The following is a 25292-nucleotide window of genomic DNA, read 5'->3' on the forward strand; positions in this document are numbered from 1 at the left end:
CGGCAAAAGCCGAGGGCCCGCGCACGGAGCGCGGGCCCTCGGAAGGTGCGGCCTGGACTCAGACGCCCATCAGGTCGCAGACGAAGATCAGCGTCTCGCCCGGGGCGATCACGCCGCCGCCGGCGCCGCGCTCGCCGTACGCGAGGTGGGCGGGGATGGTCAGCCGGCGGCGGCCGCCGACCTTCATGCCCTGGATGCCCTTGTCCCAGCCCTCGATGACCTGGCCGGCACCGAGCTTGAAGTCCAGCGGACGGCCGCGGTTCCAGCTCGCGTCGAACTCCTCACCGGTGGAGTAGGCGACGCCCACGTAGTGGACCTTGACGAAGTCGCCGGCCTTGGCCACCGCGCCGTCGCCCTCCCAGAGGTCGACGATCTCCAGGTCGGTCGGGGCCGGACCCTCGGGGAAGTCGATCTCGGGCTTCTCGATGCTCACGTAAGTACTCCTACGAACGGATTCTGCGGACAACCGTGCAAGTTTCGCAGATCTGCGATCAGACCTTGCCCACGATGTCCACGACGAAGACCAGCGTGGCCCCCTTGGGGATGTTGCTGCCCGGCGGCGGGGTGTCGCCGTAGGCCAGGTCCGGCGGGATGACCAGCAGGACGCGGTCCCCGACGTGCTTGCCCACCAGGCCCTTGTCCCAGCCGGCGATCACCGAGGAGGTGCCGATCTGGAAGCCCGTGGCACCGGGCGCGTCCTTGTGGTCCCAGGACGCGTCGAACTTCTTGCCGCCGTCCCAGAACACCCCCGTGTACTGGCCGACCAGCCCGTCACCGGCCTTGAGCTCCGGGCCGTCCCCCTTGATCAGCACCTGCTCCTTGAGCTCCTTCGGCGGCTTCTCCCCCTTGGGGACGGTGATCTCCGCGGCCTTCCCCGGCTCCACCTTGACCTCCGGCATGCCTGCCTCGGGCTTGGCCTGCTCGCCCTTGGCCTCGCCCTTGGGGTCGATCTTCGCCGCGTTCACCACGTCGATGACCCAGATCAGGCCGTCGTCGGGGTTGAGCCCGTTCTGCGGGAGCTGCGCGCCGTACATCGACTTGACCGTGCCCTCGGCCCACACCCGGCTGCCGGCCTTGTGGCCCACCAGCTTGTCGAACACCGACGCCGGGACCGAACCCGCACCGCCCACCTGCTGCACCATCGAGCGGCGCGGCCCCTTGGCGGAGCCGCCCTGGGACTCGGCCCACGACCCCTGGGGCGTCATGCCCTCCTTGGTCGTCTGCACCGCGTAGTCGAAGCGGACGAAGTCGCCCTTCGCCACCGCCGTGCCCTTGCCCTCGGTCACCGTGTTGACCTTGATCTCGTCCGGCGCCTTGGCGTCCTTCGACACCGAGATCTTCGGCGGCTGCCCGAAGGCCCCCTCCACCGAGATCTTCCCGGAACCCGAACTGCTGCCGGAACCGCCGTCGTCGGACCCGCACGCGGCGGCGCCCAGCAGCAGAACGGGCACGGCCAGCGCCGTCGCCAGCCGGCGCGTGCTCTTCGAATGGATACGGGAGTGCGGGGTTCGTCCCGCGGTGAATCGCAGCATCGGTCCAACTCGGGCTAGGGGGTGGCTGAACAGTGCCCGCCACTCTACGGCCTGCGTCCGCCCGATCAACTCCGCTCCGACACGGCGGTGCGCCGGGAACGACGGCCCGGCGCACCGCATCCGCGAAAGCTCACATTCCGGCGATCAGTTTTTCCACCCGGTCGTCCACCGACCGGAACGGGTCCTTGCACAACACCGTGCGCTGCGCCTGGTCGTTGAGCTTGAGATGCACCCAGTCGACGGTGAAGTCCCGGCGCTGTTCCTGTGCGCGCCGGATGAAATCGCCGCGCAGCCGCGCCCTGGTGGTCTGCGGGGGAACGGACTTGCCCTCGAAGATCTTCAGGTCGTTGCACACCCGTGCGGCCTGGCCGCGCCGCTCCAGCAGGTAGTACAGCCCTCGGCGACGGTGGATGTCGTGGTACGCCAGGTCTATCTGGGCCACCCTCGGGTGGGACATGCTGATGTTGTTCTTCGCCCGGTAGCGCTCGATGAGCTGGTGCTTCATCACCCAGTCGATCTCGGTGGAGATCCGGTCCAGGTCCTCGTCCCGGATCGCCTCCAGGGCCCGGCCCCACAGCTCCAGGACCCGCTCGACGGTGCCGGTGCGGATGCCCCGGCGCTCACAGAAGTCCACGGCCTTCTCGTAGTACTCCTGCTGCACCTCCAGGGCCGAGGCCTCGCGCCCGCTGGCGAGGCGCACCTTGCGCCGGCCCGTGGTGTCGTGGCTGACCTCGCGGATGGCCCGGATGGGGTTCTCCAGGGTCAGGTCGCGCATCACGGTGCCGGCCTCGATCATGCGCAGCACGAGGTCGGTGGCGCCGACCTTGAGCAGCATCGTGGTCTCCGACATGTTGGAGTCGCCGACGATCACGTGCAGCCGGCGGTAGCGCTCGGCGTCGGCGTGCGGCTCGTCCCGGGTGTTGATGATCGGGCGCGAGCGGGTGGTGGCGGAGCTGACGCCCTCCCAGATGTGCTCGGCGCGCTGGCTGACGCAGTACACGGCGCCGCGCGGCGTCTGGAGGACCTTGCCCGCCCCGCAGATCAGCTGCCGGGTGACCAGGAACGGGATGAGGATGTCCGCGAGACGGGAGAACTCCCCGTGTCTGGCCACGAGATAGTTCTCGTGGCAGCCGTAGGAGTTCCCCGCCGAATCGGTGTTGTTCTTGAAGAGATAGACGTCGCCCGCGATCCCCTCCTCGTGCAGGCGGCGTTCGGCATCGACGAGCAGGCCCTCGAGAATGCGCTCGCCCGCCTTGTCGTGGGTGACCAGCTCGGTCACGTTGTCGCATTCCGGTGTTGCGTACTCCGGGTGCGATCCCACATCAAGATAGAGACGGGCGCCGTTGCGCAGGAAGACATTGCTGCTGCGGCCCCAGGAAACGACACGACGGAAGAGGTACCGCGCCACTTCGTCAGGGGACAGCCGGCGCTGTCCCCTGAAGGTGCACGTGACGCCGTACTCGTTCTCCAGCCCGAAAATGCGGCGGTCCATGCCTGAACATTACGCCTGATGCCCTGCGCTGAAACCGGGTTCGACGGCGGCGTTCCGATCATTTTCCGACCGTGCGACAACAGCCGACGGGGTGTCCGGGGCGGACAGCGCGCGCCGGGCGGCGAGCAGGACGAGCACGGCCGCGACGCCGCCTCCCGCGGCGACCGCGAAGCCGGCCCGGGCGCCGCCGGCCTGGACGGCCGGGCCGACGATGCCGACGCCTATGGACGCACCGACGCCGAAGGAGGTGATCAGCCAGGAGAACGCCTCGGTGGCGGTGCCGCGCAGGGCGTGCCGGTCCACGACGACGAAGGCACAGGCGAGCGCGGGCGCAAGGAAGACGCCGGCCACCCCGGCGAGGACGGTCATCGCGATGACGCCGGGCATGGTGATCAGCGGCAGATAACCGAGCGCCAGGAGGGCGATGATCGCCCGCAGCCGGGTCTCGGGGCTGCCGGCCCACTGCCGGGCACCGTAGACGACACCGCCGACGAGGGCTCCGGCGCTGAGGGCGGAGAGCAGATAGCTGGAGATCATCTCGTTGCCGTGGGCATCGGCGTAGGCCACGGCGGCCACGTTGATGGCCCCCAGGGCCGAGCCGACGAAGAAGAAGGCGCCGAGGACGACCAGCAGCCCGCGCGAGCGCAGCGCGCCCAGCCAGTGGGCCTCGCGCGGCTCGCTGCGCCACTGCCGGGAGGGCGCCGAGGTGACGACGGCCAGCGCGCCGAGGACGCCGAGGACGTTGATGACCAGCAGCGCGGCGGACGCGGACCACTCGTGGACGAGCAGCATCACGATCAGCGGACCGGCCGCGTACATCACTTCCTGGGCGACGGCGTCGAGGGCGTACGCGGCGTGGATGCGGCTCTCGTCCTTGAGGACGGACGGCCACAGCGCCCGGAGGCCGCCCTCCAGCGGCGGGGTGAAGAAGCCGGCGACGATCATCGCGGCGTAGGCGACGGGCAGCGGCTCCAGGCCGACGACGGCGAAGAGCGCCATGCCCAGCGCGGAGAGGAGCGCGGCGGGCAGCATCACCTTCGGCTGGCCGCGCAGGTCGACGGCCCGGCCGAGCAGCGGCTGGCCGACGGCGTTGGCCACGCCGTAGGTGGCCGACAGGGCGCTCGCGAGGGTGTAGCTGCCGCCCTCGGCACGGGCGAACAGCACGATCGCGAGCGCGGCGGTGGCGGTGGGCAGCCGGCCCACCAGGGTGCCTGTCAGCAGTCGCGCCGCGTACCGCGTCCTCAGCATGTCGCCGTAGCCGGCTGCCATCGTGTCCCTCTCAGTGGTGTGGTTTTACGTATAACCTCGGCCGTTATACGTACCATGCCGGTAACTCACGGGTCCAGCCGCGAGCAAGCCACGGAAGGGGGCGTCACAGCAGTGACGGAGCGCGAGAAGGCCGGCGGACGCTGGCCCACGGTGCGGGGGGCACACGCCACGCCCGCCCGGGCGACCAGCCGGGACGTGGCCCGGGCCGCCGGAGTCTCCCAAGCCACAGTATCCCTGGTCATGGGGGACAAATGGCGCGGACGGGTCTCCGAGCAGCGCGCGGAGGCGGTGCGGGCCGCGGCCCGCGAGCTGGGTTACCGGCCCAATCTCGCCGCACGGGACCTGCGCCTCGGCCGCACCCGGACCGCCCTGCTCGTGGTGCCCGCCCTCACGAACGAGTTCTTCGCCCGGGTCTACGCCGGTGCCGCACGCGCCGCGGGCGAACAGGGCGTCGGCGTCCTGCTCTACCCCTCCCCCGAAGGCGTCGGCCCCGCCCGCGACCCCTTCGCGTCCGCGCGCTCGGCGATCGACGGCGTCATCGCGTCCTCCATGGCGGTCGACGCCCTGGCGGACCTGCGGGCCGGGGGCCTGCCACTGGTCATGCTCGACAGCGACCCCGCGGGCGCGGACGCCTCGGCGACGGTCAACCCGGCCATCGCGGACGGCATGCGCCGGATCGTCGGGCACCTGCTGGACCTGGGCCACCGCCGCTTCGCCCACCTGGCGGCCGACGTCGACTCCTGGACCTTCCGGGTACGGGCCCGGGCCCTGGAATCCGCCCTGCGCGACGTCCCCGACGCGGTGCTGGTACGGACCGAACCGGCGGCCCTGAACGTGGACGCGGGGCGGGCGGCGGCGGAGCGGGTGCTCACGGCACCGGGCCCGCGGCCGACGGCCCTGGTCTGCGACGACGACATGCTCGCGGCGGGGGCCTGCAAGGCGGCGCGACGGAGCGGGCTGAGGGTCCCGGCCGATCTCTCGGTGACGGGCTTCACGGATCTGTCGCTGGCGACGGCGGTCGATCCGGAACTGACGACCGTACGGCTGCCCGCGGAGGCGGTGGGCGAGGCGGGGATGCGGGCGTTGATGGCGGTGCTGGACGGAGTGCCGGACGGGGCCGGGGAGTTGCCGGTGGAGGTGGTGGTGCGGGGGTCGAGCGGGGTTGCGGTGACCGGCTGATTCCGCCCCTGGCCCGCCCTTTCACCGTTTCTTTGCGCTCCGCGCGGGTTGTCCTCAAACGCCGGACGGGCTGATTTTCAGCCCGTCCGGCGCTTGAGGACTTCGCCCGAAGGGCGAATGGGGTCCGGGGTCTCCCCGGAAGAAACGGTGAAATGGGGGTGCCCCCTCTGGGGGAGGGACCGGGGCACAAACCCCAAAGGCGCCCTACGAGGCGTCGTCCCCTTCCCCGGAGTCCGGGGAGGGAGCGGCGCCCTCCTCCAACAAGCTCGACAACTGCCGCCCCAGCAACCGCTTGAACTTCCGCTGCTGCGGCCGCGTCCGGTCCAGCACCGCGACCTCCAACTGCTCGGCCGTCAGCGTCCGTTCCGCACCGTTCGTATCGCGCGCCAGCGACTCCACCGCGAGCTTGAGCGCCTCGGACAGCGTCATCCCGTCCCGGTGCCGCTGCCCGAGGTAGTTGCTGATCTGGTCCGCGTTGCCGCCGACCGCCACCGAGCCGTGCTCGTCGACGATCGAACCGTCGTGCGGCAGCCGGTAGATCTGGTCGTCCTCGGGGCCCGCGCCGACCTCGGCGACGATCAGCTCGACCTCGTACGGCTTCTCCGCCGCGCTGGAGAAGATCGAACCGAGCGTCTGCGCATAGACGTTGGCGAGACCGCGCGCGGTGACGTCCCCGCGGTCGTAGGTGTAACCGCGCAGATCGGCGTAGCGCACACCGCCGATGCGCAGGTTCTCGAACTCGTTGTACTTGCCGACCGCCGCGAACGCGATGCGGTCGTAGATCTCACTGACCTTGTGCAGCGCGCGGGACGGGTTCTCGGCAACGAAGACCACGCCATCGTTGTACTGGAGGACCACGACGCTGCGACCGCGCGCGATGCCCTTGCGGGCGTACTCGGCCCGGTCGGCCATGGCCTGCTGGGGAGAGACGTAGAACGGCGTCGACACCGGCTACCCATCCCTTTCTGTTCGTAGGAGACGCATGACTAGAGGAGGGCGGCGCGGGGGCCGTCCGGCTCCTCCAGCCGACGCTCGTGGATCGCCCTGACGGTTCCGAGGAGCCGCTCCTCCGAGAGCTTGCGGAAGCCCTCGTCGGAGACGACGGTCACGATCGGGTAGATCCTGCGGGCCAGGTCCGGGCCACCGGTCGCCGAGTCGTCGTCCGCCGCGTCGTAGAGCGCCTGGACGACGAGCGTGGTGGCCTCGTCCTCCGAGAGGCCGTCCCGGAACAGCTTCTTGAGCGAGCCCCGCGCGAACATCGACCCGGACCCCGTGGCCGCGTACCCCTGCTCCTCGGAACGCCCGCCGGTGACGTCGTAGGAGAAGATCCGGCCCTTCTGCCGGTCCACGTCCCAGCCGGCGAAGAGGGGCACCACGGCCAGGCCCTGCATGGCCATGCCGAGGTTGCTCCGGATCATGGTGGAGAGCCGGTTGGCCTTGCCCTCCAGGGAGAGCTGGGCGCCCTCGACCTTCTCGAAGTGCTCCAGCTCCAGCTGGAAGAGCTTCACCATCTCCACGGCGAGACCGGCCGTGCCGGCGATGCCGACGGCCGAGTACTCGTCCGCCGGGAAGACCTTCTCGATGTCGCGCTGGGCGATGACATTGCCCATGGTGGCCCGCCGGTCGCCGGCCAGCACCACCCCGTCGCGGTAGGTGACCGCGACGATGGTCGTGCCGTGCGGGATCTCGACGGCCCCCTTGACCGGCGGCAGCGGCCGGTTGCCCGGCAGCAGCTCCGGCGCGTGGCTGCCGAGGAAGTCCGTGAACGAGGACGAGCCCGGCGTCAGGAAGGCAGCTGGTAGACGCCCGGTGCTACGAGGGTTGGCTTCCACGAGTTTCCTTCCAGATATGCGATGGCCCGCCGGATGGCATCGGCATCGTCTCTCAACAGTCCCAATCCGGTGTTGCAGTTGAAGCGCAGGACACCACGGACCCTATCTGTCTCGTGGCGATGATCCCTATGCATGGCCGGGGCCGCGGGACGGATACGGCGGACGCCCCCTGGCGCCCGGTCCGTCCGCCCGGTGGCGGAGCGTGCACGCGGCGTGGCACCGCCGCACGGCGTGCAGCGCTTCGCCCTTTCCCGCTCCGCCACTCATCCCCCCATGTCACCTTCGGTTCAAAGGTAAAAGGCGGCCTACTGCCCACCCTTCTGGACAAACGAGCGCACGAAGTCCTCGGCGTTCTCCTCGAGCACGTCATCGATTTCGTCCAGCACCGAGTCCACGTCGTCCGACAGCTTCTCGTGCCGCTCCTTGAGGTCCTCGGAAGCCTGCGCGTCCTGCGCCTGCTCCTCGGCCTCCTCCGTCGAGCGCGTGGCCTTCTGCTGCCCGCCGCCGGTGTCCTTGGTCGCCATACCCCTCACCCCGCTCGGTTCGACGTACAAGATCGGACGTATCTGTTCTGACCCTACAAGCAGGGTCCGACATCGGCCCTGCACTTTCTGGAACGTCCGGGAACCACCTCGATGATTCCCGGGCCGGGCCCTCCCGGACCCCTCAGCCCCCGGACAGCACCCGTACCAGGTCCTCCGCCGTGCGACAGCGGTCCAGCAGTTCCTTGACGTGGTTGCGTGTGCCCCGCAGGGGCTCCAGGGTGGGGACCCGCTGGAGCGAGTCCCGGCCCGGAAGATCGAAGATCACCGAGTCCCAGGAGGCCGCGGCCACGTCGTCCGCGTACTGCTCCAGGCAGCGGCCCCGGAAGTACGCCCGGGTGTCCTCCGGCGGGGCCGTGCGCGCCCGCTCGACCTCGGTCTCGTCCAGCAGCCGCTTCATCCGGCCCCGGGCGACCAGCCGGTTGTACAGCCCCTTGTCCGCCCGGACGTCCGCGTACTGCAGGTCGACCAGGTGCAGCCGGGCCGCGTCCCAGTCCAGGCCGTCCCGCCGCCGGTAGCCCTCCAGGAGCTCGCGCTTGGCCACCCAGTCCAGCTCGCCCGCCAGGCTCATCGGGTCGCTCTCCAGCCGGCCCAGGACGTCCTCCCAGCGCGCGAGGACGTCCTTGGTCTGCTCGTCCGCGTCGGCCCCGAAACGGTCCTCCACATGCTTGCGGGCCAGCTCGAAGTACTCCATCTGGAGCTGCACCGCGGTCAGCGTGCGACCGCTGCGCAGCGTGATCAGCCGGCGCAGCGTGGGGTCGTGGCTGATCTGGTGGAGGGTGCGGACGGGCTGGTCGACGGCGAGGTCGCCGGAGATGAAGCCGTCCTCGATCATGGCGAGGACGAGCGAGGTGGTGCCGAGCTTGAGGTAGGTGGAGATCTCGGAGAGGTTGGCGTCGCCGATGATCACATGGAGGCGGCGGTACTTCTCGGCGTCGGCGTGGGGTTCGTCGCGGGTGTTGATGATGGGGCGCTTGAGGGTGGTCTCCAGTCCGACCTCGACCTCGAAGTAGTCGGCGCGCTGGCTGATCTGGAAGCCGTGCTCACGGCCGTCCTGACCGATGCCCACGCGGCCGGCGCCGGTGACCACCTGGCGGGAGACGAAGAAGGGGGTCAGGTGGCGGACGATGTCCGAGAAGGGGGTCTCCCGCTTCATGAGGTAGTTCTCGTGGGTGCCGTAGGAGGCGCCCTTGTTGTCGGTGTTGTTCTTGTAGAGGTGGATCGGCTGGGCTCCGGGCAGCTGGGCGGCGCGCTCGGCGGCCTCGGCCATGATCCGTTCCCCGGCCTTGTCCCAGAGGACGGCGTCGCGGGGGTTGGTGATCTCGGGGGAGCTGTATTCGGGGTGGGCGTGGTCCACGTACAGCCGGGCGCCGTTGGTGAGGATCACATTGGCGAGGCCGATGTCCTCGTCCGTGAGCTGGCTGGCGTCCGCCGCCTCGCGGGCGAGGTCGAAGCCCCGGGCGTCCCGCAGCGGGTTCTCCTCCTCGAAGTCCCAGCGGGCACGGCGTGCCCGGTGCATCGCGGCCGCGTAGGCGTTGACGATCTGGGACGAGGTGAGCATGGCATTGGCGTTCGGGTGACCGGGGACGGAGATCCCGTACTCCGTCTCGATGCCCATTACTCGCCGTACGGTCATGCGGCCCTCCTTGCCCGGTGGCGCCCCCGGGCGGGGTCGCCACTCAAGTACCGCTGCGCATCCGGTCCGTGTGCATCCCCCACGCGCGTCGCGGTGGTACCGACGAGCCTAGAACGGCTTTGCGGCCCTGGGGAGATCATTACAGTCATTGCTCCGGTTCGTGCGGCAACATCGGCACGGTCGTGCCGTGCGCGGATATCTGGCGCAAAACGCGTCCGGCCGCGGACGGGCGGTTTCCGGCCGGTTCCGCCGGGGGGCGGGAACCGGAAGGAGACCGTCATCCGCAGCCGGACGGAGGTGCTAGAGGTACTGACCGGTATTGGCCACCGTGTCGATGGAGCGGCCGGTGTCCGCGCCCTGCTTGCCGGTGACGAGGGTGCGGATGAAGACGATCCGCTCGCCCTTCTTGCCGGAGATGCGGGCCCAGTCGTCGGGGTTGGTGGTGTTGGGCAGGTCCTCGTTCTCCTTGAACTCGTCGACGCAGGCGGCGAGCAGGTGGGAGACGCGCAGGCCCTTCTGGTTGTGGTCCAGGAAGGCCTTGATGGCCATCTTCTTGGCCCGGTCCACGATGTTCTGGATCATCGCCCCGGAGTTGAAGTCCTTGAAGTACAGGACCTCCTTGTCGCCGTTGGCGTAGGTGACCTCCAGGAAGCGGTTCTCCTCGGACTCCGCGTACATCTGCTCCACGACCGACTGGATCATGCCGTCGACGGTCGCCCTGGCCGAGCCGCTGTGCTCGGTGAGGTCGTCCGCGTGCAGCGGCAGGGTCTCGGTCAGGTACTTGGAGAAGATGTCCTTGGCGGCCTCGGCGTCCGGGCGCTCGATCTTGATCTTCACATCGAGCCGGCCGGGGCGCAGGATCGCGGGGTCGATCATGTCCTCGCGGTTGGAGGCGCCGATGACGATCACGTTCTCCAGGCCCTCGACGCCGTCGATCTCCGAGAGGAGCTGGGGGACGATGGTGTTCTCCACGTCGGAGCTGACGCCGGAGCCGCGGGTGCGGAACAGGGAGTCCATCTCGTCGAAGAACACGATCACCGGGGTGCCTTCGCCGGCCTTCTCCCGTGCCCGCTGGAAGATCAGCCGGATGTGCCGCTCGGTCTCGCCGACGTACTTGTTGAGCAGCTCGGGGCCCTTGATGTTGAGGAAGAAGCTCTTCCCCGCGGGCTTGCCGGTGACCTCGGCGACCTTCTTGGCAAGGGAGTTGGCGACGGCCTTGGCGATGAGCGTCTTGCCGCAGCCGGGCGGTCCGTAGAGCAGGACGCCCTTGGGCGGCCGGAGTTCGTGCTCCTTGAAGAGGTCGGGGTAGAGGTACGGGAGCTCGACCGCGTCGCGGATCAGCTCGATCTGGTTGCCCAGTCCGCCGATCTTCGTGTAGTCGATGTCCGGGACCTCTTCGAGGACGAGCTCCTCGACCTCGCTCTTCGGGATGACCTCGTAGACGTAGCCGGAGCGGGATTCGAGCAACAGGGCGTCGCCGGGGCGGATGGTGATGTCCAGCAGCGGCTCCGCGAGCCTCACCACACGCTCCTCGTCGGTGTGCCCGATGACCAGGGCCCGTTCGCCGTCCTCGAGGATCTCCTTGAGGGTGACGATGTCCCCGGCCCGCTCGAACGCCATGGCTTCGACCACATTGAGCGCCTCGTTGAGCATGACCTCCTGGCCGGGCCTGAGCTCGTCGGCGTCGACGCTGGGGCTGACGTTGACCCGGAGTTTGCGTCCCCCGGTGAAGACGTCCACCGTTCCGTCGTCGTTCGCCTGGAGAAAGACCCCGAAGCCGGCCGGCGGCTGGGCGAGCCGGTCGACCTCCTCCTTGAGGGCCACGATCTGGTCGCGGGCCTCGCGCAGGGTGTTGGCGAGCCGCTCGTTCTGTGCGGACACCCCTGCCAGGTTGGTCTGGAGCTCGACGATCCGCTCTTCGAGAATCCTCGTGTGCCGCGGAGAGTCGGCGAGCTTGCGCCGCAGGACGGCGATCTCCTGCTCGAGGTAGGCAACCTGGCCGGCGGGGTCGTCACCGCCCCGTCCCGGCCGGATGCCGCGGTTGATGTCGTCGTCGTGGGCTGCCACGGTCCTCACCTCCTCCAAGGGGAGCTGGACGCTTCCAGACCCTACCTGGGCCGGTGCAGGTTGAAACCCCTAGATCACAAACCCGGTCGGAGTGTGTCCGATCTTCACCCTTGCGCACGTCCTCACGACAGGGGAATACCCACCCATCAACATCGGAAAGCGGGCGGAGGTATTGTCGAACTCGGTCAACACCCGTCCGTGCTGGCTCCAATTGATTCACGTAGGCAGGAAACGTCAACGCAATGACCGTCCAGAACGAAGACCGTGCGACCGTCGCCGAGGACCCGGCGGCCGGGGGCCCGGAGGAGGCCCTCGAGGTCTGGATCGACCAGGACCTGTGCACGGGGGACGGCATCTGCGCGCAGTACGCCCCCGAGGTGTTCGAGCTCGACATCGACGGACTGGCCTATGTGAAGAGCCCCGACGACGAACTCCTGCAGGAACCCGGGGCGACCACGCGCGTTCCGCTGCCGCTGCTGGCCGACGTGCGCGACTCCGCCAAGGACTGCCCCGGCGACTGCATCCATGTGCGCCGCGTCTCGGACCGGGTCGAGGTCTACGGACCCGACGCCGCGTGACGGATCAGGCACGCCCCGCGACGGGCAGTGCCGTCAGGACGAACTTCCCGTCGCGCCACCGCCATTGGACGTCCCGTCGCCGGTCGGGGCAGCAGCGGGGCACGTCCGCCGAGGAGTAGCCGAGCAGTGTGGCCGAAACCACGTCGTCCCGGACCGCGAATCCGGTGACGTTCATCCGCTGCGCGGGATCGACCAGGGTCGCCGTCACCCTTGGCGCGGCGCCCTGTTCGGCGGTCAGGACGTAGACGCCATTGGGTGCGGTACCGGCGCCGGAGCGGCAGCGCACGACGGCGACGGTCGCAGCGGCGCCGTCGAGGTCGGCGGCGGCCCGCCGCACCACCTCCACGCCCACCGTGCCGCAGTCGAACGGGTAGGAAACGGCGGCCGGATCGGGTGCCGGGGCGGTCGGGGCGGACGCGGTGGCGGTGTCGTCGCCGGGGCCGACGAGGGCGGCCCCGAGGAGTACGGCGGCCACCGCGAGGGCCGTCAGCAGCCAGTGGACGGGACGCGAGTGGGTGTGCGGGAGTCCTGCCGGGGGCTGCACGCGCGCTGGCTCCTGTGAAGTGCCGGAATTGCGGGGGACGGTGCGCATCGTCGCACATGCGCGCATGCCGCGGAACGGCGACTCCCCGTCCGGCGCGGAGTTCCAACACGAGGGCGCCGCCACCGAGTTCGTCACCCGGTGGCGGCGCCCCGCGTCAATGCGTCGTCAACGCGTCGACGTGTCAGCGTTCGGCGGAGGCTCCGCCGGGGCCGGTGTAGTCCTCGCCGTAGGCGCCCTTGGCCGGGCGGCGGCGGCGCATCGGCGGCTCGACGCCGTCCGCCAGGCGGCGGGCGGTGAGCAGGAAGCCGGTGTGGCCGATCATGCGGTGGTCGGGGCGGACGGCCAGGCCCTCCACGTGCCAGGTGCGGACCATCGTCTCCCAGGCGGACGGCTCGGCGAAGCAGCCGATCTCCCGGATGGACTCGACGGTGCGCGCGAGCTGGGTGGTGGTCGCCACGTAGCAGCAGAGGATGCCGCCGGGGACGAGCGCCTTGCGCACGGCCTCCAGGCACTCCCAGGGGGCGAGCATGTCCAGGATGACCCGGTCGACATCGGTGTCGGACAGGTTGTCCTGGAGGTCGCCGACGGTGAGCTGCCAGGCGGGGTGCGGGCCGCCGAAGTAGCGCTCCACGTTCTGCGTGGCGATCTCGGCGAAGTCGGCGCGGCGCTCGTAGGAGTGCAGCATGCCCTGGTCGCCGATGGCGCGCAGCAGGAAGCTGCTCAGCGAGCCGGAGCCGACACCGGCCTCCACGACGCGGGCGCCGGGGAAGATGTCGGCCATGGCCAGGATCTGCCCCGCGTCCTTGGGGTAGACCACGGCGGCTCCGCGCGGCATGGACAGGACGTAGTCGGGGAGCAGGGGGCGCAGCGCGAGGTAGGCGACGTTTCCCGTGGTACGGACAACACTGCCCTCGGGAGCACCGATCAGCTCGTCGTGCGGGAAGGCACCCTTGTGGGTGTGGAACTGCTTCCCGGCTTCGAGCGTGAAGGTGTAGTGGCGTCCCTTGGGGTCGGTGAGCTGGACCTGGTCCCCGACCTGGAAGGGCCCGCGACGGCGGGCGGCACCGGTCGGTTCGGACATGTGACCAGCGTACCGGGCCCGCGGCGGCCCGGGCACCACGGGCCCCGGGCCCGGCCCCGGACTCAGGACGGGGTGCGAGCCATGGCGGCGACGAAGGCGCGCTCGACGTCCGTGGTGGACAGCACGCCGTAGACCTCGCCGGTCTCCTCGACGACGAGGTACTCGGTGGCGGGGGTCTGGCGCAGGGTCTCCAGGAGTTCCTCCCCGGAGAGCTCGGCGGAGATCCGCATGCCGTCCTGGAGGTCCTGGGCGAGGGTGCCGACGGTGACCCAGGGACGGCGGTGGGCGGGGATGCCGACGATCGCGGACTCGCGGACCAGGGCGGTGGGGGCGCCTGCTCCGTCGACGACGACGAGGGCGCGGGCGCCCTGTTCGTTGGCGCGGCGCAGGGCCTCGGAGAGCGGGGTGGCGGCCCCGACGGGCACGGCGCGGCGGGTGAGGGTGCGGGCGCGCAGCCCGGGGAGCCGTTCGCGGAGCCGGGCCATGCGCAGGCTGTTGCCGGCGCCGGTCCAGATGATCGCGGCGAGGATGGCCGCGAGCAGGGCGTCGGTGAGGGAGTCCACGCTGCCGAAGCTGTCGGAGCGGTCGGCCTGGGTGAGGAGCGGCAGGCCGATCAGGACGCTGACGGCGAGCGCGCGGCCGACCCAGGCGGCGGCGACGGTGCCGGTCATGGCCCGGCCGCTGATCTTCCAGACGACGGCGCGGAGCATCCGGCCGCCGTCCAGGGGCAGGCCGGGCAGCAGGTTGAACGCGGCGACCAGGAGGTTGGAGACCATGAGCCCGGCGAGGAGCACGCCGGGGACGGTGGCCGGTTCGACGGCCTGGAGGCCGAGCCAGAAGACACCGGCGAGGACGAGGGAGAGCAGCGGGCCGACGAAGGCGAGGACGAACTCCCGGCCGGGGGTCTCGCTCTCCTTCTCGATCTCGGAGACCCCGCCGAAGAACTGGAGCTGGATGCGGCGCACCGGGAGCTTGAAGCGGAGCGCGGCGACGGTGTGCGCCAGTTCGTGGACGAGGACCGAGGCGTAGAAGGCGACGGCGAAGAAGAGGGAGACCAGATAGCGGGCGCGTCCGAGCTCGGGCAGGACGCGGTCGAGCTGGCCGCCGAACACCCAGGTGATGAGGGCCGCGACGAGGAACCAGCTGGGGGCCACGTAGACGGGGACGCCGAAGGGGCGGCCCATGAGGATGCCCCCGCCGCTCTCGCGCGGCCGCTGCGGCCCGCTGCCCCGCTGCCCGGCCTGGTGGCCGTCGCCCCCGGTGCCGGACCCGCCCTGCCGCCCGGTGTTGTCCACGGTGTCCCCTCGTCGGATGCCGCTCGCGCACCTCCCGGTGCGCGTGCCCTGCCACGATCATGCAGTGCGAGGGCTTCTGCCGTCGATGGTATGCCGCTCATTGTCGGTGGGGGGCCGTAGGGTTCTGTGCCATGGAATCCGCTCCCGACGCCCCCGATGCCCCCGACGAAGCGGCGCAGTCCGCCGGGGCACCGGCCGTCGCCCCGCCGTCCCCGCCGGTCCCGGCGCAGCCCGGTGCTGCCCGGCCGGCCTCGCTGTCGCCCTCGCGCGCGGCCGATTTCATGCGCTGCCCGCTGCTGTACCGGTTCCGGGTGATCGACCGGCTGCCGGAGAAGCCGAGCCCGGCGGCCACCCGGGGCACGGTGGTGCACGCCGTGCTGGAGCGGCTCTTCGACGTCCCGGCGGCCGAGCGGACGGCGCCCCGGGCGCGCGGGCTGGTCCCCGGCGAGTGGGAGAAGCTGCTGGCGGCCCGCCCGGAGCTCGCGGAGCTGTTCGCCGACGGGGACGGCGGGCGGGACGAGGAGCGGCTCGCGGTCTGGCTGGCGGAGGCGGAGCGGCTCGTCGAGCGCTGGTTCTCGCTGGAGGATCCGACGCGGCTGGAGCCGGCCGAGCGCGAGCTCTTCGTGGAGACGACGCTGGATTCGGGGCTGGTGCTGCGGGGCATCGTCGACCGGGTCGACGTCGCGCCCTCGGGCGAGGTGCGGATCGTCGACTACAAGACGGGCAAGGCCCCGGCCCCGCGGTACCGCGACGAGGCCCTGTTCCAGATGACGTTCTACGCACTGGTGATCTGGCGGCTGCGCGGGGTGGTGCCCCGCCGGCTCCAGCTGGTCTACCTGGGCAGCGGCGACGTGCTGACGTACGACCCGGTGGAGGAGGAGCTGCGGGCGGTGGAGCGGAAGCTGCGCGCCCTGTGGGAGGCCATCGAGCTGGCGACGGAGACGGGCGACTGGCGCCCGCGGCCGACGAAGCTGTGCGGCTGGTGCGACCATCAGGCGCGGTGCCCGGAGTTCGGCGGCACTCCCCCGCCGTATCCGCTGCCCGTCCCCGCCCCGAGAGCAGGTCAGGGCAGAATGGACGCGGTCTAGCGAAGGAGTTTTCCGTGGCGATCCGTGTCCTGCTGGTCGACGACCAGCCCCTGTTGCGTACGGGCTTCCGCATGATCCTGGAGGCCGAGCAGGACATCGCGGTCGTCGGGGAGGCCGGCGACGGCCTCCAGTCGCTCGACCAGGTGCGGGCGCTCCAGCCCGACGTGGTGCTGATGGACATCCGTATGCCCCGCATGGACGGGGTGGAGGCGACCCGGCAGATCACCGGCCCGGAGCGGAACGGCCCGGCGAAGGTGCTGGTGCTCACCACCTTCGACCTGGACGAGTACGTGGTGGAGGCGCTGCGGGCCGGGGCGAGCGGCTTCCTGCTGAAGGACGCCCCGGCCCATGAGCTGGTGCAGGCGATCCGGGTGGTGGCCGGGGGCGAGGCGATGCTGGCGCCGAGCATCACCCGGCGGCTGCTCGACAAGTACGCGACCCATCTGCCGTCGGGCGAGGAGCCGCTGCCGGACGCCCTGACCACGCTGACGGACCGCGAGGTCGAGGTGCTCAAGCTGGTGGCCCGCGGTCTGTCCAACGCGGAGATCGCGGCGGATCTGTTCGTGAGCGAGACGACGGTCAAGACGCATGTGGGCCATGTGCTGACCAAGCTGGGGCTGCGCGACCGGGTGCAGGCGGCGGTCTACGCCTACGAGAGCGGTCTGGTGCGCCCCGGCGCGCAGTGACCCGGGCATGACGGAAGGGCCCGCCGGTTCGTACCGGCGGGCCCTTCGCATGGGGTGCGGGTCAGCTCTTCTTGCCCTTGCTGATCTCCCAGAAGCGGAAGACGGTCGAGGCGTCCAGGGTCCACTGGAGGCCGGATATCCGCTCGTTGGCGACGGCGTACTGCTTGCCCTGCCACAGCGGGAGGACCGGTACGTCCTGGGCGACGGTCTGCTGGAGCCGGGAGAAGTCGCCGTCGGTGGCGGCGCGGCTGCTCTCCGCGGCGGTGGCCGGGAGGATGCCCGAGATCTCCTTGGACTCGTAGTGGTTGGCCAGTCCGTTGTCCTCGCCGAAGAAGGGCGCGGTGAAGTTGTCCGGGTCCGGGTAGTCGGGGACCCAGCCCTTGACGTAGACGGGGTACTGGCCGGCCTCGATGCCCTTCTGGTACTCGCCGAAGGGGACGCTCTTCACGTCGGCCTCGAACAGCCCGCTGGCGTTGAGCTGTTTGGCGATGGCCTTCAACTCCGGGACGGTGCCGGGTCCGTAGCGGATCGGCGTGCCCCACAGGGTGAGCTTGACCTTGCCCTTGATCCCGGCGTCCTTGAGCACGCCGGCGGCCTTGTCCGGCTGCGGGCGGTCGCCGTAGACGTCGAAGAACGGGGTCCGGTGGGCGGTGATCCCGCTGGGGACGACGGAGTAGAGCGGTTCGGCGGTGCGCTTGTAGACGTCGCGGACGAGGGCGCTGCGGTCCACGAGGTAGGCGACGGCCTTGCGCACGGCGGTCTTGCCGGCCACCGGGTCCTTGGTGTTGAAGACCAGGTGCTGGACCTCGGCGCTGCTGCCCTGGATGACCTTGAGGGTGCTGCGGGAGCCGCCGGCCTCCAGGGAGGCGATGTCGTCCATGGCCAGGCCACGGTAGGCGAGGTCCACGTCGCCCTTCTTCAGGGCGTCCTTGAGCTCGTCCTGCTTGCCGTGGAAGAGCTTGAGGGTCATGCCGCTGTTCTGGGCGACCGCGGAGCCCTTGTAGGAGCCGTTGACCTTGAAGACGGCCCGGTCCTTGTCGTACGAGTCCAGGGTGTAGCGGCCGGAGCCGACGGCCTTGCCGTCGGTGCGGAGGCGGTCGGCCGGGTATTCCGTGTGGTCCACGATCGAGCCGGCACCCGAGGCGATCTTCAGCGGGAAGGGCGCGTCGGGCCGCTTGAGGCGGAAGGTCACGGTCTTCTTGTCCGGCGTCCTGATCTCCTTGATCGTGGAGAGCATGGACGCGGCCGGACCGTCCTTGTCGTTGATCTTGATGGTGCGGCGGAACGAGTAGGCGACGTCCTCGGAGGTGAGGGCGTGGCCGTTGCTGAAGGTCAGCCCGTCGTTGAGGACGCACTCGTAGACGGTGCTGTTCCGGTCCTTGAAGCCGCACTTCTTCGCGGCCTCGGGCTGCGGGGAGTTACTGCCCTTGGGGAAGCTCAGCAGCGACTGGAAGACGTTGTTGAAGAGCAGCCAGGAGCCCGGGTCGTAACCCGAGGCCGGGTCGGTGGACACGACCTCGTCGGACATCCCCATGACCACCGACTCACCGGTGCCCGCCGCCGTGCCGTCGTCCGAGCCGCATCCGCTGAGCAGCGCGGCGGCGAGCCCCGCGCCGAGCGGGGCGGCAAGCCACTGGTCCCGTTTCCTCACGTACACGTTCCTCACAGTTCAAGTCGTCCGGGCGGACGGGCGTCCGCTCGCTGGGGAGTTCTCTGTGGTGCTGGTGGTGCAGGTGGAGCGTTGGTATTGCTGAGTGTTGCCTGGTGTTGCTGAGTGTTGCCTGGGGGGTCCGACGGGCCGTGGACTGCCGCCGGGGACGGGTCACTTGCCGCGGACGAGCTCCCACGGCTGGAGCTCGGAGGCGTCGTTGAGCACCCACTCCGCGCCGGTGATGTTGTCCCGGGCCGCCACGTACTGCTTGCCCTGCCACAGCGGCAGCACCGGCACCTCGTCGGCGACGATGTCCTGCGCCTGCTGGAAGAGCTTGGCCGCCGAGTCGCGCTGCGAGGTCTGACGGCTGCGCGGGATCAGGTCGTTGAGCTTCGCGTTCTGGTAGCGGGACCGGAGGAAGTTGTCCTTGCCGAAGAACGGGGCGATGAAGTTGTCCGGGTCCGGGAAGTCGGGGAACCAGCCCATGCCGTAGACCGCGTACTGGCCCTTGGCCGCGTTGGGGCGGAACTCCGCCCACTTCACGTCCTGGAGCTTCACCTCGAAGAGGCCGCTGCCGTTCAGCTGCTTCTGCAGGGCCTTGAACGCCCGTCCCGTCGCCTCGCCGTAGTGGTCGGAGGAGTAGGAGAGGGTGAAGCGCACCGGGGTGCTGATGCCGGCGCCCTTGAGCAGGGTGCGGGCCTTCTCGACGCTGGGGTCGCCGTACTGGTTGGAGAAGGAGTTCAGGTGGCCCGGGATGCCGCTGGGGACCAGCGAGTAGAGCGCGTCGCTGGTGCGGTCGTAGCCCTCGCGGGCCAGCACCTGGCGGTCGACCAGCTGGGCCATGGCCTGGCGGACGGCCTTGGGCTTGACGGCCGGGTCGTCCACGTTGAACGCCAGGTAGCCGATCTCGTGGCCCGGCGACTCCAGCAGCTTGACCTTCTGGCCGGTGGCGCTGCGCAGCCCGGCGATCTGGTCCGGCGACAGGGTCCGGTTCATCACGTCGATGTCACCGGCCTTGAGCGCGTTCTCCATCGACTTGGCGTCGTCGTAGAAGCGCATCTCGACCTTGTCGTTCTGCACCGTCACCGAACCCTTGTAGTCCGGGTTCTTGGTGAGGACGGCCTTGACGACGCGGTCGTCCTGCTCCTCGGTCTCCATGGTGTACGGGCCGGAGCCGACCACCTTGAAGCCGTCGGACGTCAGCTTGTCCTTGGGGTAGGACTTGCTGTCGACGATGGCCGCGGCCGGGGTGGCGAGCTTCTGCGGGAAGGTCGCGTCGGGCGTCTTGAGCTGGAAGACGATCTCGCGGTTGTTGGGCGTCTCGACCCGGTCGATGTTGCTCAGCAGCGAGACCGGACCGTTCTCGAAGTCGATGGCCCGGGCGCGTTCGATGGAGAACTTGACGTCCTTGACGGTCATCGCGTTCCCGTTGGAGAACGTGAGCTCCTTGCGCAGGGTGCACCGGTACTGCTCGTTGCGCCGGTCGGTCCAGACGCACTTCTCGGCGGCGTCGGCGACGGGCTCGGAGCCGGAGCGGGGCAGCCGGAGCAGCGTCTGGAAGGTGCTGTGCAGCACGTTCCACACGCCGACGTCGTAGGCCGCGGCCGGGTCGAACGGCGCGGGGGCGTCCGTCGTCCGCTCGAACCGGTCGGTGGTCCCGACGACGATGGCGCCCTTGCCCTTGGTTCCGTCGCCGCCGCCACAGGCGACGAGCACGGGGGCCAGCAGGCCCACCACGGTCGGCAGCACCAACGTCTTGCGGTTCATTGTGCGGTGATCTCCCTGTGGTGCGAACGGCGCGCGCCGGGACCCGTACGGAAGCACTCTGCACGGCCCCACGGAAGCGGCCGTGAAGTACTCGCGAAGAGATTAGTGCGCGCCACCACCATGACCGGAACGCGGCCTACCTGATGCGATATCACGCCGCGATAACGACGGGGCATGGGCCGATATCGCGACGCCGGAACGATTCGTGCACGGCCTACCGAATGCGGACACAAGGGTGCGTCATCCAGGGCGCGGAGCGCTCCGGCGCCAACCCGCCCGGTGACGAACATCACTTGGCGAATGACCTTGCGGCGCTTGGCAATTACCGCGGGATTGGTCACGGAAAACAGTCGGACCGGCGCTCAGAGTTTGTTGAGGATTCCAGGGGGCCGGGCTCAATGAGTGATCAAGTTCCGCAGGAATCCGAGATCGACTTCTTCGAGGGAGCGGACGACGGTCCGTCCGGCACCCGGCGGGATCGCCCCCACGGACGGCACGGCCACCACCCGGCAGCCGGCCGCCTCCGCGGCGGTCACCCCGGTGATCGTGTCCTCGACGACGGCGCAGCGGCCCGGCTCCACGCCGAGCCGGGCGGCGGCCGCGAGGTACGGGTCGGGGTGCGGCTTGGTGCGCTCGACCTCGTCGCCGGCGACGGTCAGCGTGAAGTGCTCCGGGCCCAGGGTGTGCAGCACCCGGTCGATGATCTCCCGGTGCGAGGCGGAGACCAGGGCGGTCGGCACGGCGTGCGCGGCCAGCTCGGTGAGCAGCCGCCGGGCCCCCGGCATCAGCGGGACGCCCTGGCCGATCATCTCGGAGAACCGGGTGTTGAGCAGGGCGGTGAGCTCGGCCAGGGCGATCCTGGCGCCGGTGGCCTGGATGAGGAAGGCCGCGCTGCGGTGCATGGGGCCGCCGACGACGATCTCCCGGTACTCCTCCAGGAGCCGGTGGCCGAGCTCCGCGAAGACCGCGACCTCCACCTCCCACCAGAAGCCCTCGGTGTCGACGAGCGTGCCGTCCATGTCGAGCAGCACGGCCTGCAGGGCACCGCCTGTGGCCTGCGGGATCGTGAGCGCGGGGATGCCGCTGGTCATCCGCACACCTCCTGAGGGGACAAGAAGGCCGGCCCGCGATGCGGACCGGCCTTCATCGGGCAACAATTCTACGGCGCGGAGCTCCGGAGCGCGCCTCCATTTTCTGCCCCCGCCCCGCCCTTTCGCCTCCCCCAGAGGGGGTGCCCCCATTCCGGGGCTGCGCCCCGGGCCCGCAACCGCGCTCCGCGCGGTTGTCCTCAAGCGCCGGACGGGCTGATTTCAGCCCGTCCGGCGCTTGAGGACGAACGCGGCGCAGCCGCGTTGCCCCGCGCGACAGCGCGCGAGAAACGGTGAAAGGGCGGGACCGGGGCAACAAACCCCCCAACGCCCCTACCGCGCGTTGAAGTACTTCGCCTCCGGGTGGTGGATCACGATCGCGTCCGTCGACTGCTCCGGGTGGAGCTGGAACTCCTCGGAGAGGTGGACCCCGATGCGCTCCGGCTGGAGCAGCTCGGCGATCTTCGCCCGGTCCTCCAGGTTCGGGCACGCCCCGTAGCCGAGGGAGAAGCGCGCCCCCCGGTACTTCAGGTCGAACATGTCCTCCACCCGGTCCGGGTCCTCGCCCGCGAAGCCGAGCTCGGAGCGCACCCGTGCGTGCCAGTACTCGGCCAGGGCCTCCGCCAACTGGACGGACAGGCCGTGCAGTTCCAGGTAGTCCCGGTAGGCGTCCGCCGCGAACAGCTTCGCCGTCGCCTCGCCGATCCGCGAACCGATCGTGACGACCTGGAGCCCGACCACGTCCCGCTCCCCGGACTCCTCCGGGCGGAAGAAGTCCGCCAGGCACAGCCGCCGCCCCCGCCGCTGGCGCGGGAAGGTGAAGCGCGTGCGCTCGCTGCCGTCCTCGTGCAGCAGGATCAGGTCGTCGCCCTTGGAGTGGCAGGGGAAGTAGCCGTAGACGACGGCGGCTTCCAACAGGTTGTCCGTGTGGAGCTTCTCCAGCAGGCCGCGCAGCCGCGGCCGGCCCTCACCCTCCACCAGCTCCTCGTACGTCGGCCCGCCGTCCCGCGCCTGCTTCAGGCCCCACTGGCCCTTGAACAGCGCCCCCTCGTCCAGCCAGGACGCGTAGTCCTTGAGCCCGATCCCCTTGATCACCCGCGTGCCCCAGAACGGCGGTTCGGGGACGGGGTTGTCGACGGACACGTCCGAGCGGACGGAGCCCTCCGGCTCCCGCTCCTCCACCGCCAGGGGGGTGGCGGCCCTGGCCACGCGGCGCTGCTTGAGCTCCGGAAGCGTCGCGCCGGGGACGCCGCGCTTGACGGCGATCAGCGCGTCCATCAGCTTCAGACCCTCGAACGCGTCCCGCGCGTACCGGACTTCGCCCTCGTAGATCTCGTGGAGGTCCTGCTCGACGTAGGCCCGGGTGAGGGCGGCCCCGCCGAGGATCACCGGGTAGGTGGCCGCCAGCTTGCGCTGGTTGAGCTCCTCCAGGTTCTCCTTCATGATCACCGTGGACTTCACCAGCAGCCCGGACATCCCGATCACGTCCGCCCGGTGCTCCTCGGCGGCTTCCAGGATCGCCGAGACGGGCTGCTTGATGCCCAGATTGACCACGGTGTAGCCGTTGTTGGAGAGGATGATGTCGACGAGGTTCTTGCCGATGTCATGGACGTCGCCGCGGACGGTGGCGAGGACGATGGTGCCCTTGCCCTCCGCGTCGCTCTTCTCCATGTGCGGCTCCAGGTAGGCCACCGCGCCCTTCATCACCTCGGCGGACTGCAGCACGAACGGCAGCTGCATCTGCCCGGAGCCGAAGAGCTCGCCGACGACCTTCATGCCCTCCAGCAGCGTGTCGTTGACGATCTCCAGGGCGGGGCGCTCGGCCAGGGCCGCGTCGAGGTCGGCCTCCAGGCCGTTCTTCTCGCCGTCGATGATCCGCCGCCGCAGCCGCTCCTCCAGCGGGAGCGCCAGCAGTTCCTCGGCCTTGCCCGCCTTCAGGGACTTCGCCGTGGCACCCTCGAACAGCTCCAGCAGCCGCTGCAGCGGGTCGTAGCCCTCGCGCCGCCGGTCGTAAATCAGGTCCAGGGCGACCTGGACCTGCTCCTCCTCCAGCCGTGCGATCGGCAGGATCTTCGACGCGTGCACGATCGCCGAGTCAAGCCCCGCCTTGACGCACTCGTCGAGGAAGACGGAGTTGAGGACGATGCGGGCGGCCGGGTTGAGGCCGAAGGAGATGTTCGAGAGGCCCAGCGTGGTCTGGACGTCCGGGTGGCGGCGCTTGAGCTCGCGGATCGCCTCGATCGTGTGGATCCCGTCCTTGCGGGACTCCTCCTGACCCGTGCAGATCGTGAACGTCAGCGTGTCGATGAGGATGTCGCACTCGCGTATTCCCCACTTCTCCGTCAGGTCCGCGATCAGCCGCTGGGCGATCTCCACCTTCTTCTCGGTGGTGCGGGCCTGGCCCTCCTCGTCGATGGTCAGCGCCATCAGCGCCGCACCGTGCTCCCGGGCCAGCGCCGCGACCTTCGCGAAGCGCGACTCGGGGCCGTCGCCGTCCTCGAAGTTCACCGAGTTGATGACCGCACGGCCGCCCAGCTTCTCCAACCCGGCGCGGAGCACCGGGACTTCGGTGGAGTCGAGGACCACGGGGAGCGTGGACGCGGTCGCGAAGCGCCCGGCCAGCTCCTCCATGTCGGCCACACCGTCCCGCCCGACGTAGTCGACACACAGGTCCAGCATGTGCGCGCCCTCGCGGATCTGGTCCCGGGCCATCTCCACGCAGTCGTCCCAGCGGCCCTCCAGCATGGCCTCGCGGAACTTCTTCGACCCGTTGGCGTTCGTCCGCTCGCCGATCGCCAGGTACGAGGTGTCCTGACGGAACGGCACCGACTGGTAGAGCGACGCGGCGCCCGGCTCGGGGCGCGGCTCCCGCACCACCGGCTCCAGCCCGCGCACCCGCTCGACCACCTGCCGCAGGTGCTCCGGCGTCGTACCGCAGCAGCCGCCGACCAGCGACAGCCCGTACTCCCGGACGAACGTCTCCTGGGCGTCGGCCAGTTCGGCCGGGGACAGGGGGTAGTGGGCGCCGTCCTTGCCCAGGACCGGCAGGCCCGCGTTGGGCATGCAGGAGAGGCCGATGCGGGCGTGCCGGGAGAGATAGCGCAGGTGCTCGCTCATCTCGGAGGGGCCGGTGGCGCAGTTGAGGCCGATCATGTCGATGCCGAGCGGCTCCAGCGCGGTCAGGGCGGCGCCGATCTCCGAGCCGAGCAGCATGGTGCCGGTGGTCTCCACGGTCACCGAGACGATCAGCGGCAGGTCCTGTCCGGTCGCCTCCAGGGCGCGGCGGGCGCCGAGGACGGACGCCTTGGTCTGGAGCAGGTCCTGGGTGGTCTCCACGAGCAGCGCGTCGGCGCCGCCGGAGATGAGGCCCTCGGCGTTGGCCTGGTAGGCGTCGCGCAGCAGGGCGTAGGGGGCGTGGCCCAGGGTGGGCAGCTTGGTGCCCGGGCCGATGGAGCCCAGGACCCAGCGGTCGCGGCCGTCGCCCTCGGTGAAGGAGTCGGCGGTCTCGCGGGCCACGCGGGCGCCGGCCTCGGAGAGTTCGAAGACGCGGTCGGCGATGTCGTACTCGCCGAGCGCGGCGTGGTTGGCGCCGAAGGTGTTCGTCTCCACGCAGTCCACGCCCACGGAGAAGTACGCCTCGTGGACGGAGCGGACGATGTCGGGCCGGGTGACGTTCAGGACCTCGTTGCAGCCCTCCAGCTGCTGGAAGTCCTCCAGGCTCGGGTCCTGAGCCTGGAGCATGGTGCCCATGGCCCCATCGGCGACGACGACCCGGGAGGCGAGAGCCTCCCGAAGCCGGTCGGAGCGGGAAGAACTGACGGTCGATGGCTTCGAGGCCATGGAAGCTCCCGTGGTTGCGACGGCTGTCGGCTTTGCGGCCTCCTGGAGAGGGCGCACGCGGCAAGCGTAGCCGCAGTACCCGTTCGGCGCAGGGGCCGTCCCACGCCCCGGACAGCGCGACGGGG

General features: G+C 70.3%; 21 protein-coding genes. 4 read left to right on the forward strand and 17 right to left on the reverse strand.

Going from position 1 to position 25292, the window contains the following annotated elements; genetic code table 11:
• Window positions 1-58 precede the first annotated feature (58 nt).
• The 4 genes from AB8735_RS08995 to AB8735_RS09010 form a co-directional block, all read right to left on the reverse strand.
• Window positions 59-433 (reverse strand): FKBP-type peptidyl-prolyl cis-trans isomerase, encoded by a 375-nt coding sequence (locus AB8735_RS08995; protein WP_344027486.1) that lies wholly within the window; start codon window positions 431-433, stop codon window positions 59-61.
• Window positions 434-491: 58 nt separating this feature from the next.
• Entirely contained in the window at window positions 492-1532 is a 1041-nt protein-coding gene (locus AB8735_RS09000) for an FKBP-type peptidyl-prolyl cis-trans isomerase (protein ID WP_372406528.1), read from the reverse strand.
• Between the two features lie 130 nt (window positions 1533-1662).
• Window positions 1663-3024, reverse strand: coding sequence for a Pup--protein ligase (pafA, locus tag AB8735_RS09005; protein WP_344027482.1), 1362 nt, complete (start codon window positions 3022-3024; stop codon window positions 1663-1665).
• A gap of 9 nt (window positions 3025-3033) precedes the next feature.
• A complete protein-coding gene (locus tag AB8735_RS09010) occupies window positions 3034-4293 on the reverse strand; it encodes an MFS transporter (RefSeq protein ID WP_372406530.1) in 1260 nt (419 codons plus the stop codon).
• Between the two features lie 195 nt (window positions 4294-4488).
• Here AB8735_RS09010 and AB8735_RS09015 point away from each other — a divergent pair, with 195 nt between their 5' ends.
• Window positions 4489-5472 carry a LacI family DNA-binding transcriptional regulator gene (locus AB8735_RS09015; protein WP_372411801.1) on the forward strand — a complete coding sequence of 328 codons (984 nt, stop codon included), beginning with the start codon at window positions 4489-4491 and terminating at the stop codon, window positions 5470-5472.
• Between the two features lie 204 nt (window positions 5473-5676).
• Here the strand turns inward: AB8735_RS09015 and prcA are convergent, their stop codons facing one another.
• From prcA to arc, 6 genes are all read right to left on the reverse strand, one after another.
• Entirely contained in the window at window positions 5677-6420 is a 744-nt protein-coding gene (gene prcA, locus AB8735_RS09020) for a proteasome subunit alpha (protein ID WP_372406531.1), read from the reverse strand.
• 38 nt (window positions 6421-6458) lie between these two features.
• Window positions 6459-7304 (reverse strand): proteasome subunit beta, encoded by an 846-nt coding sequence (gene prcB, locus AB8735_RS09025; protein ID WP_372406532.1) that lies wholly within the window; start codon window positions 7302-7304, stop codon window positions 6459-6461.
• Window positions 7256-7438 carry an endonuclease domain-containing protein gene (locus AB8735_RS09030; RefSeq protein WP_372406534.1) on the reverse strand — a complete coding sequence of 61 codons (183 nt, stop codon included), beginning with the start codon at window positions 7436-7438 and terminating at the stop codon, window positions 7256-7258. The genes prcB and AB8735_RS09030 overlap by 49 nt, the downstream gene beginning before the upstream one ends.
• A gap of 171 nt (window positions 7439-7609) precedes the next feature.
• Window positions 7610-7828, reverse strand: a complete 219-nt coding sequence (locus tag AB8735_RS09035; RefSeq protein ID WP_344025019.1) for a ubiquitin-like protein Pup — start codon at window positions 7826-7828, stop codon at window positions 7610-7612.
• Between the two features lie 142 nt (window positions 7829-7970).
• The gene (dop, locus tag AB8735_RS09040) at window positions 7971-9482 is read right to left on the reverse strand and encodes a depupylase/deamidase Dop (RefSeq protein ID WP_344025017.1); all 1512 of its coding nucleotides are present in this window, start codon (window positions 9480-9482) and stop codon (window positions 7971-7973) included.
• Window positions 9483-9782: 300 nt separating this feature from the next.
• Entirely contained in the window at window positions 9783-11549 is a 1767-nt protein-coding gene (gene arc, locus AB8735_RS09045) for a proteasome ATPase (protein ID WP_344025015.1), read from the reverse strand.
• A 242-nt stretch (window positions 11550-11791) separates the two neighbouring features.
• Here arc and AB8735_RS09050 point away from each other — a divergent pair, with 242 nt between their 5' ends.
• Complete coding sequence (locus AB8735_RS09050; RefSeq protein ID WP_344025013.1) at window positions 11792-12127, forward strand: ferredoxin; 336 nt, start codon at window positions 11792-11794, stop codon at window positions 12125-12127.
• Between the two features lie 4 nt (window positions 12128-12131).
• Here the strand turns inward: AB8735_RS09050 and AB8735_RS09055 are convergent, their stop codons facing one another.
• From AB8735_RS09055 to AB8735_RS09065, 3 genes are all read right to left on the reverse strand, one after another.
• Window positions 12132-12671, reverse strand: coding sequence for a hypothetical protein (locus AB8735_RS09055; RefSeq protein ID WP_372406539.1), 540 nt, complete (start codon window positions 12669-12671; stop codon window positions 12132-12134).
• Window positions 12672-12852: 181 nt separating this feature from the next.
• A complete protein-coding gene (locus tag AB8735_RS09060) occupies window positions 12853-13752 on the reverse strand; it encodes a tRNA (adenine-N1)-methyltransferase (RefSeq protein WP_344025008.1) in 900 nt (299 codons plus the stop codon).
• A gap of 62 nt (window positions 13753-13814) precedes the next feature.
• Window positions 13815-15047: a site-2 protease family protein gene (locus AB8735_RS09065; RefSeq protein WP_344025006.1), complete on the reverse strand. Its 1233-nt coding sequence runs from the start codon at window positions 15045-15047 to the stop codon at window positions 13815-13817.
• 131 nt (window positions 15048-15178) lie between these two features.
• Between AB8735_RS09065 and AB8735_RS09070 the strand changes: the two genes are divergently transcribed.
• Complete coding sequence (locus AB8735_RS09070) at window positions 15179-16135, forward strand: RecB family exonuclease (protein WP_372406540.1); 957 nt, start codon at window positions 15179-15181, stop codon at window positions 16133-16135.
• A 14-nt stretch (window positions 16136-16149) separates the two neighbouring features.
• On the forward strand, window positions 16150-16821 hold the full coding sequence (locus tag AB8735_RS09075) for a response regulator (RefSeq protein WP_372406541.1): 672 nt from the start codon (window positions 16150-16152) through the stop codon (window positions 16819-16821).
• 61 nt (window positions 16822-16882) lie between these two features.
• On the opposite strand, the gene AB8735_RS09080 is transcribed toward AB8735_RS09075, so the two are convergent.
• The 4 genes from AB8735_RS09080 to metH form a co-directional block, all read right to left on the reverse strand.
• On the reverse strand, window positions 16883-18472 hold the full coding sequence (locus AB8735_RS09080; protein WP_372406542.1) for an ABC transporter substrate-binding protein: 1590 nt from the start codon (window positions 18470-18472) through the stop codon (window positions 16883-16885).
• A 171-nt stretch (window positions 18473-18643) separates the two neighbouring features.
• The gene (locus AB8735_RS09085) at window positions 18644-20239 is read right to left on the reverse strand and encodes an ABC transporter substrate-binding protein (RefSeq protein WP_372406543.1); all 1596 of its coding nucleotides are present in this window, start codon (window positions 20237-20239) and stop codon (window positions 18644-18646) included.
• A gap of 395 nt (window positions 20240-20634) precedes the next feature.
• The gene (locus AB8735_RS09090; protein WP_372406545.1) at window positions 20635-21330 is read right to left on the reverse strand and encodes an HAD family hydrolase; all 696 of its coding nucleotides are present in this window, start codon (window positions 21328-21330) and stop codon (window positions 20635-20637) included.
• A 330-nt stretch (window positions 21331-21660) separates the two neighbouring features.
• Entirely contained in the window at window positions 21661-25167 is a 3507-nt protein-coding gene (metH, locus tag AB8735_RS09095; protein ID WP_372406547.1) for a methionine synthase, read from the reverse strand.
• Between the last annotated feature and the right edge of the window lie 125 nt (window positions 25168-25292).

The sequence above is a fragment of the Streptomyces luteireticuli genome (assembly GCF_041519305.1).
GTDB classification, from domain to species: domain Bacteria; phylum Actinomycetota; class Actinomycetes; order Streptomycetales; family Streptomycetaceae; genus Streptomyces; species Streptomyces luteireticuli.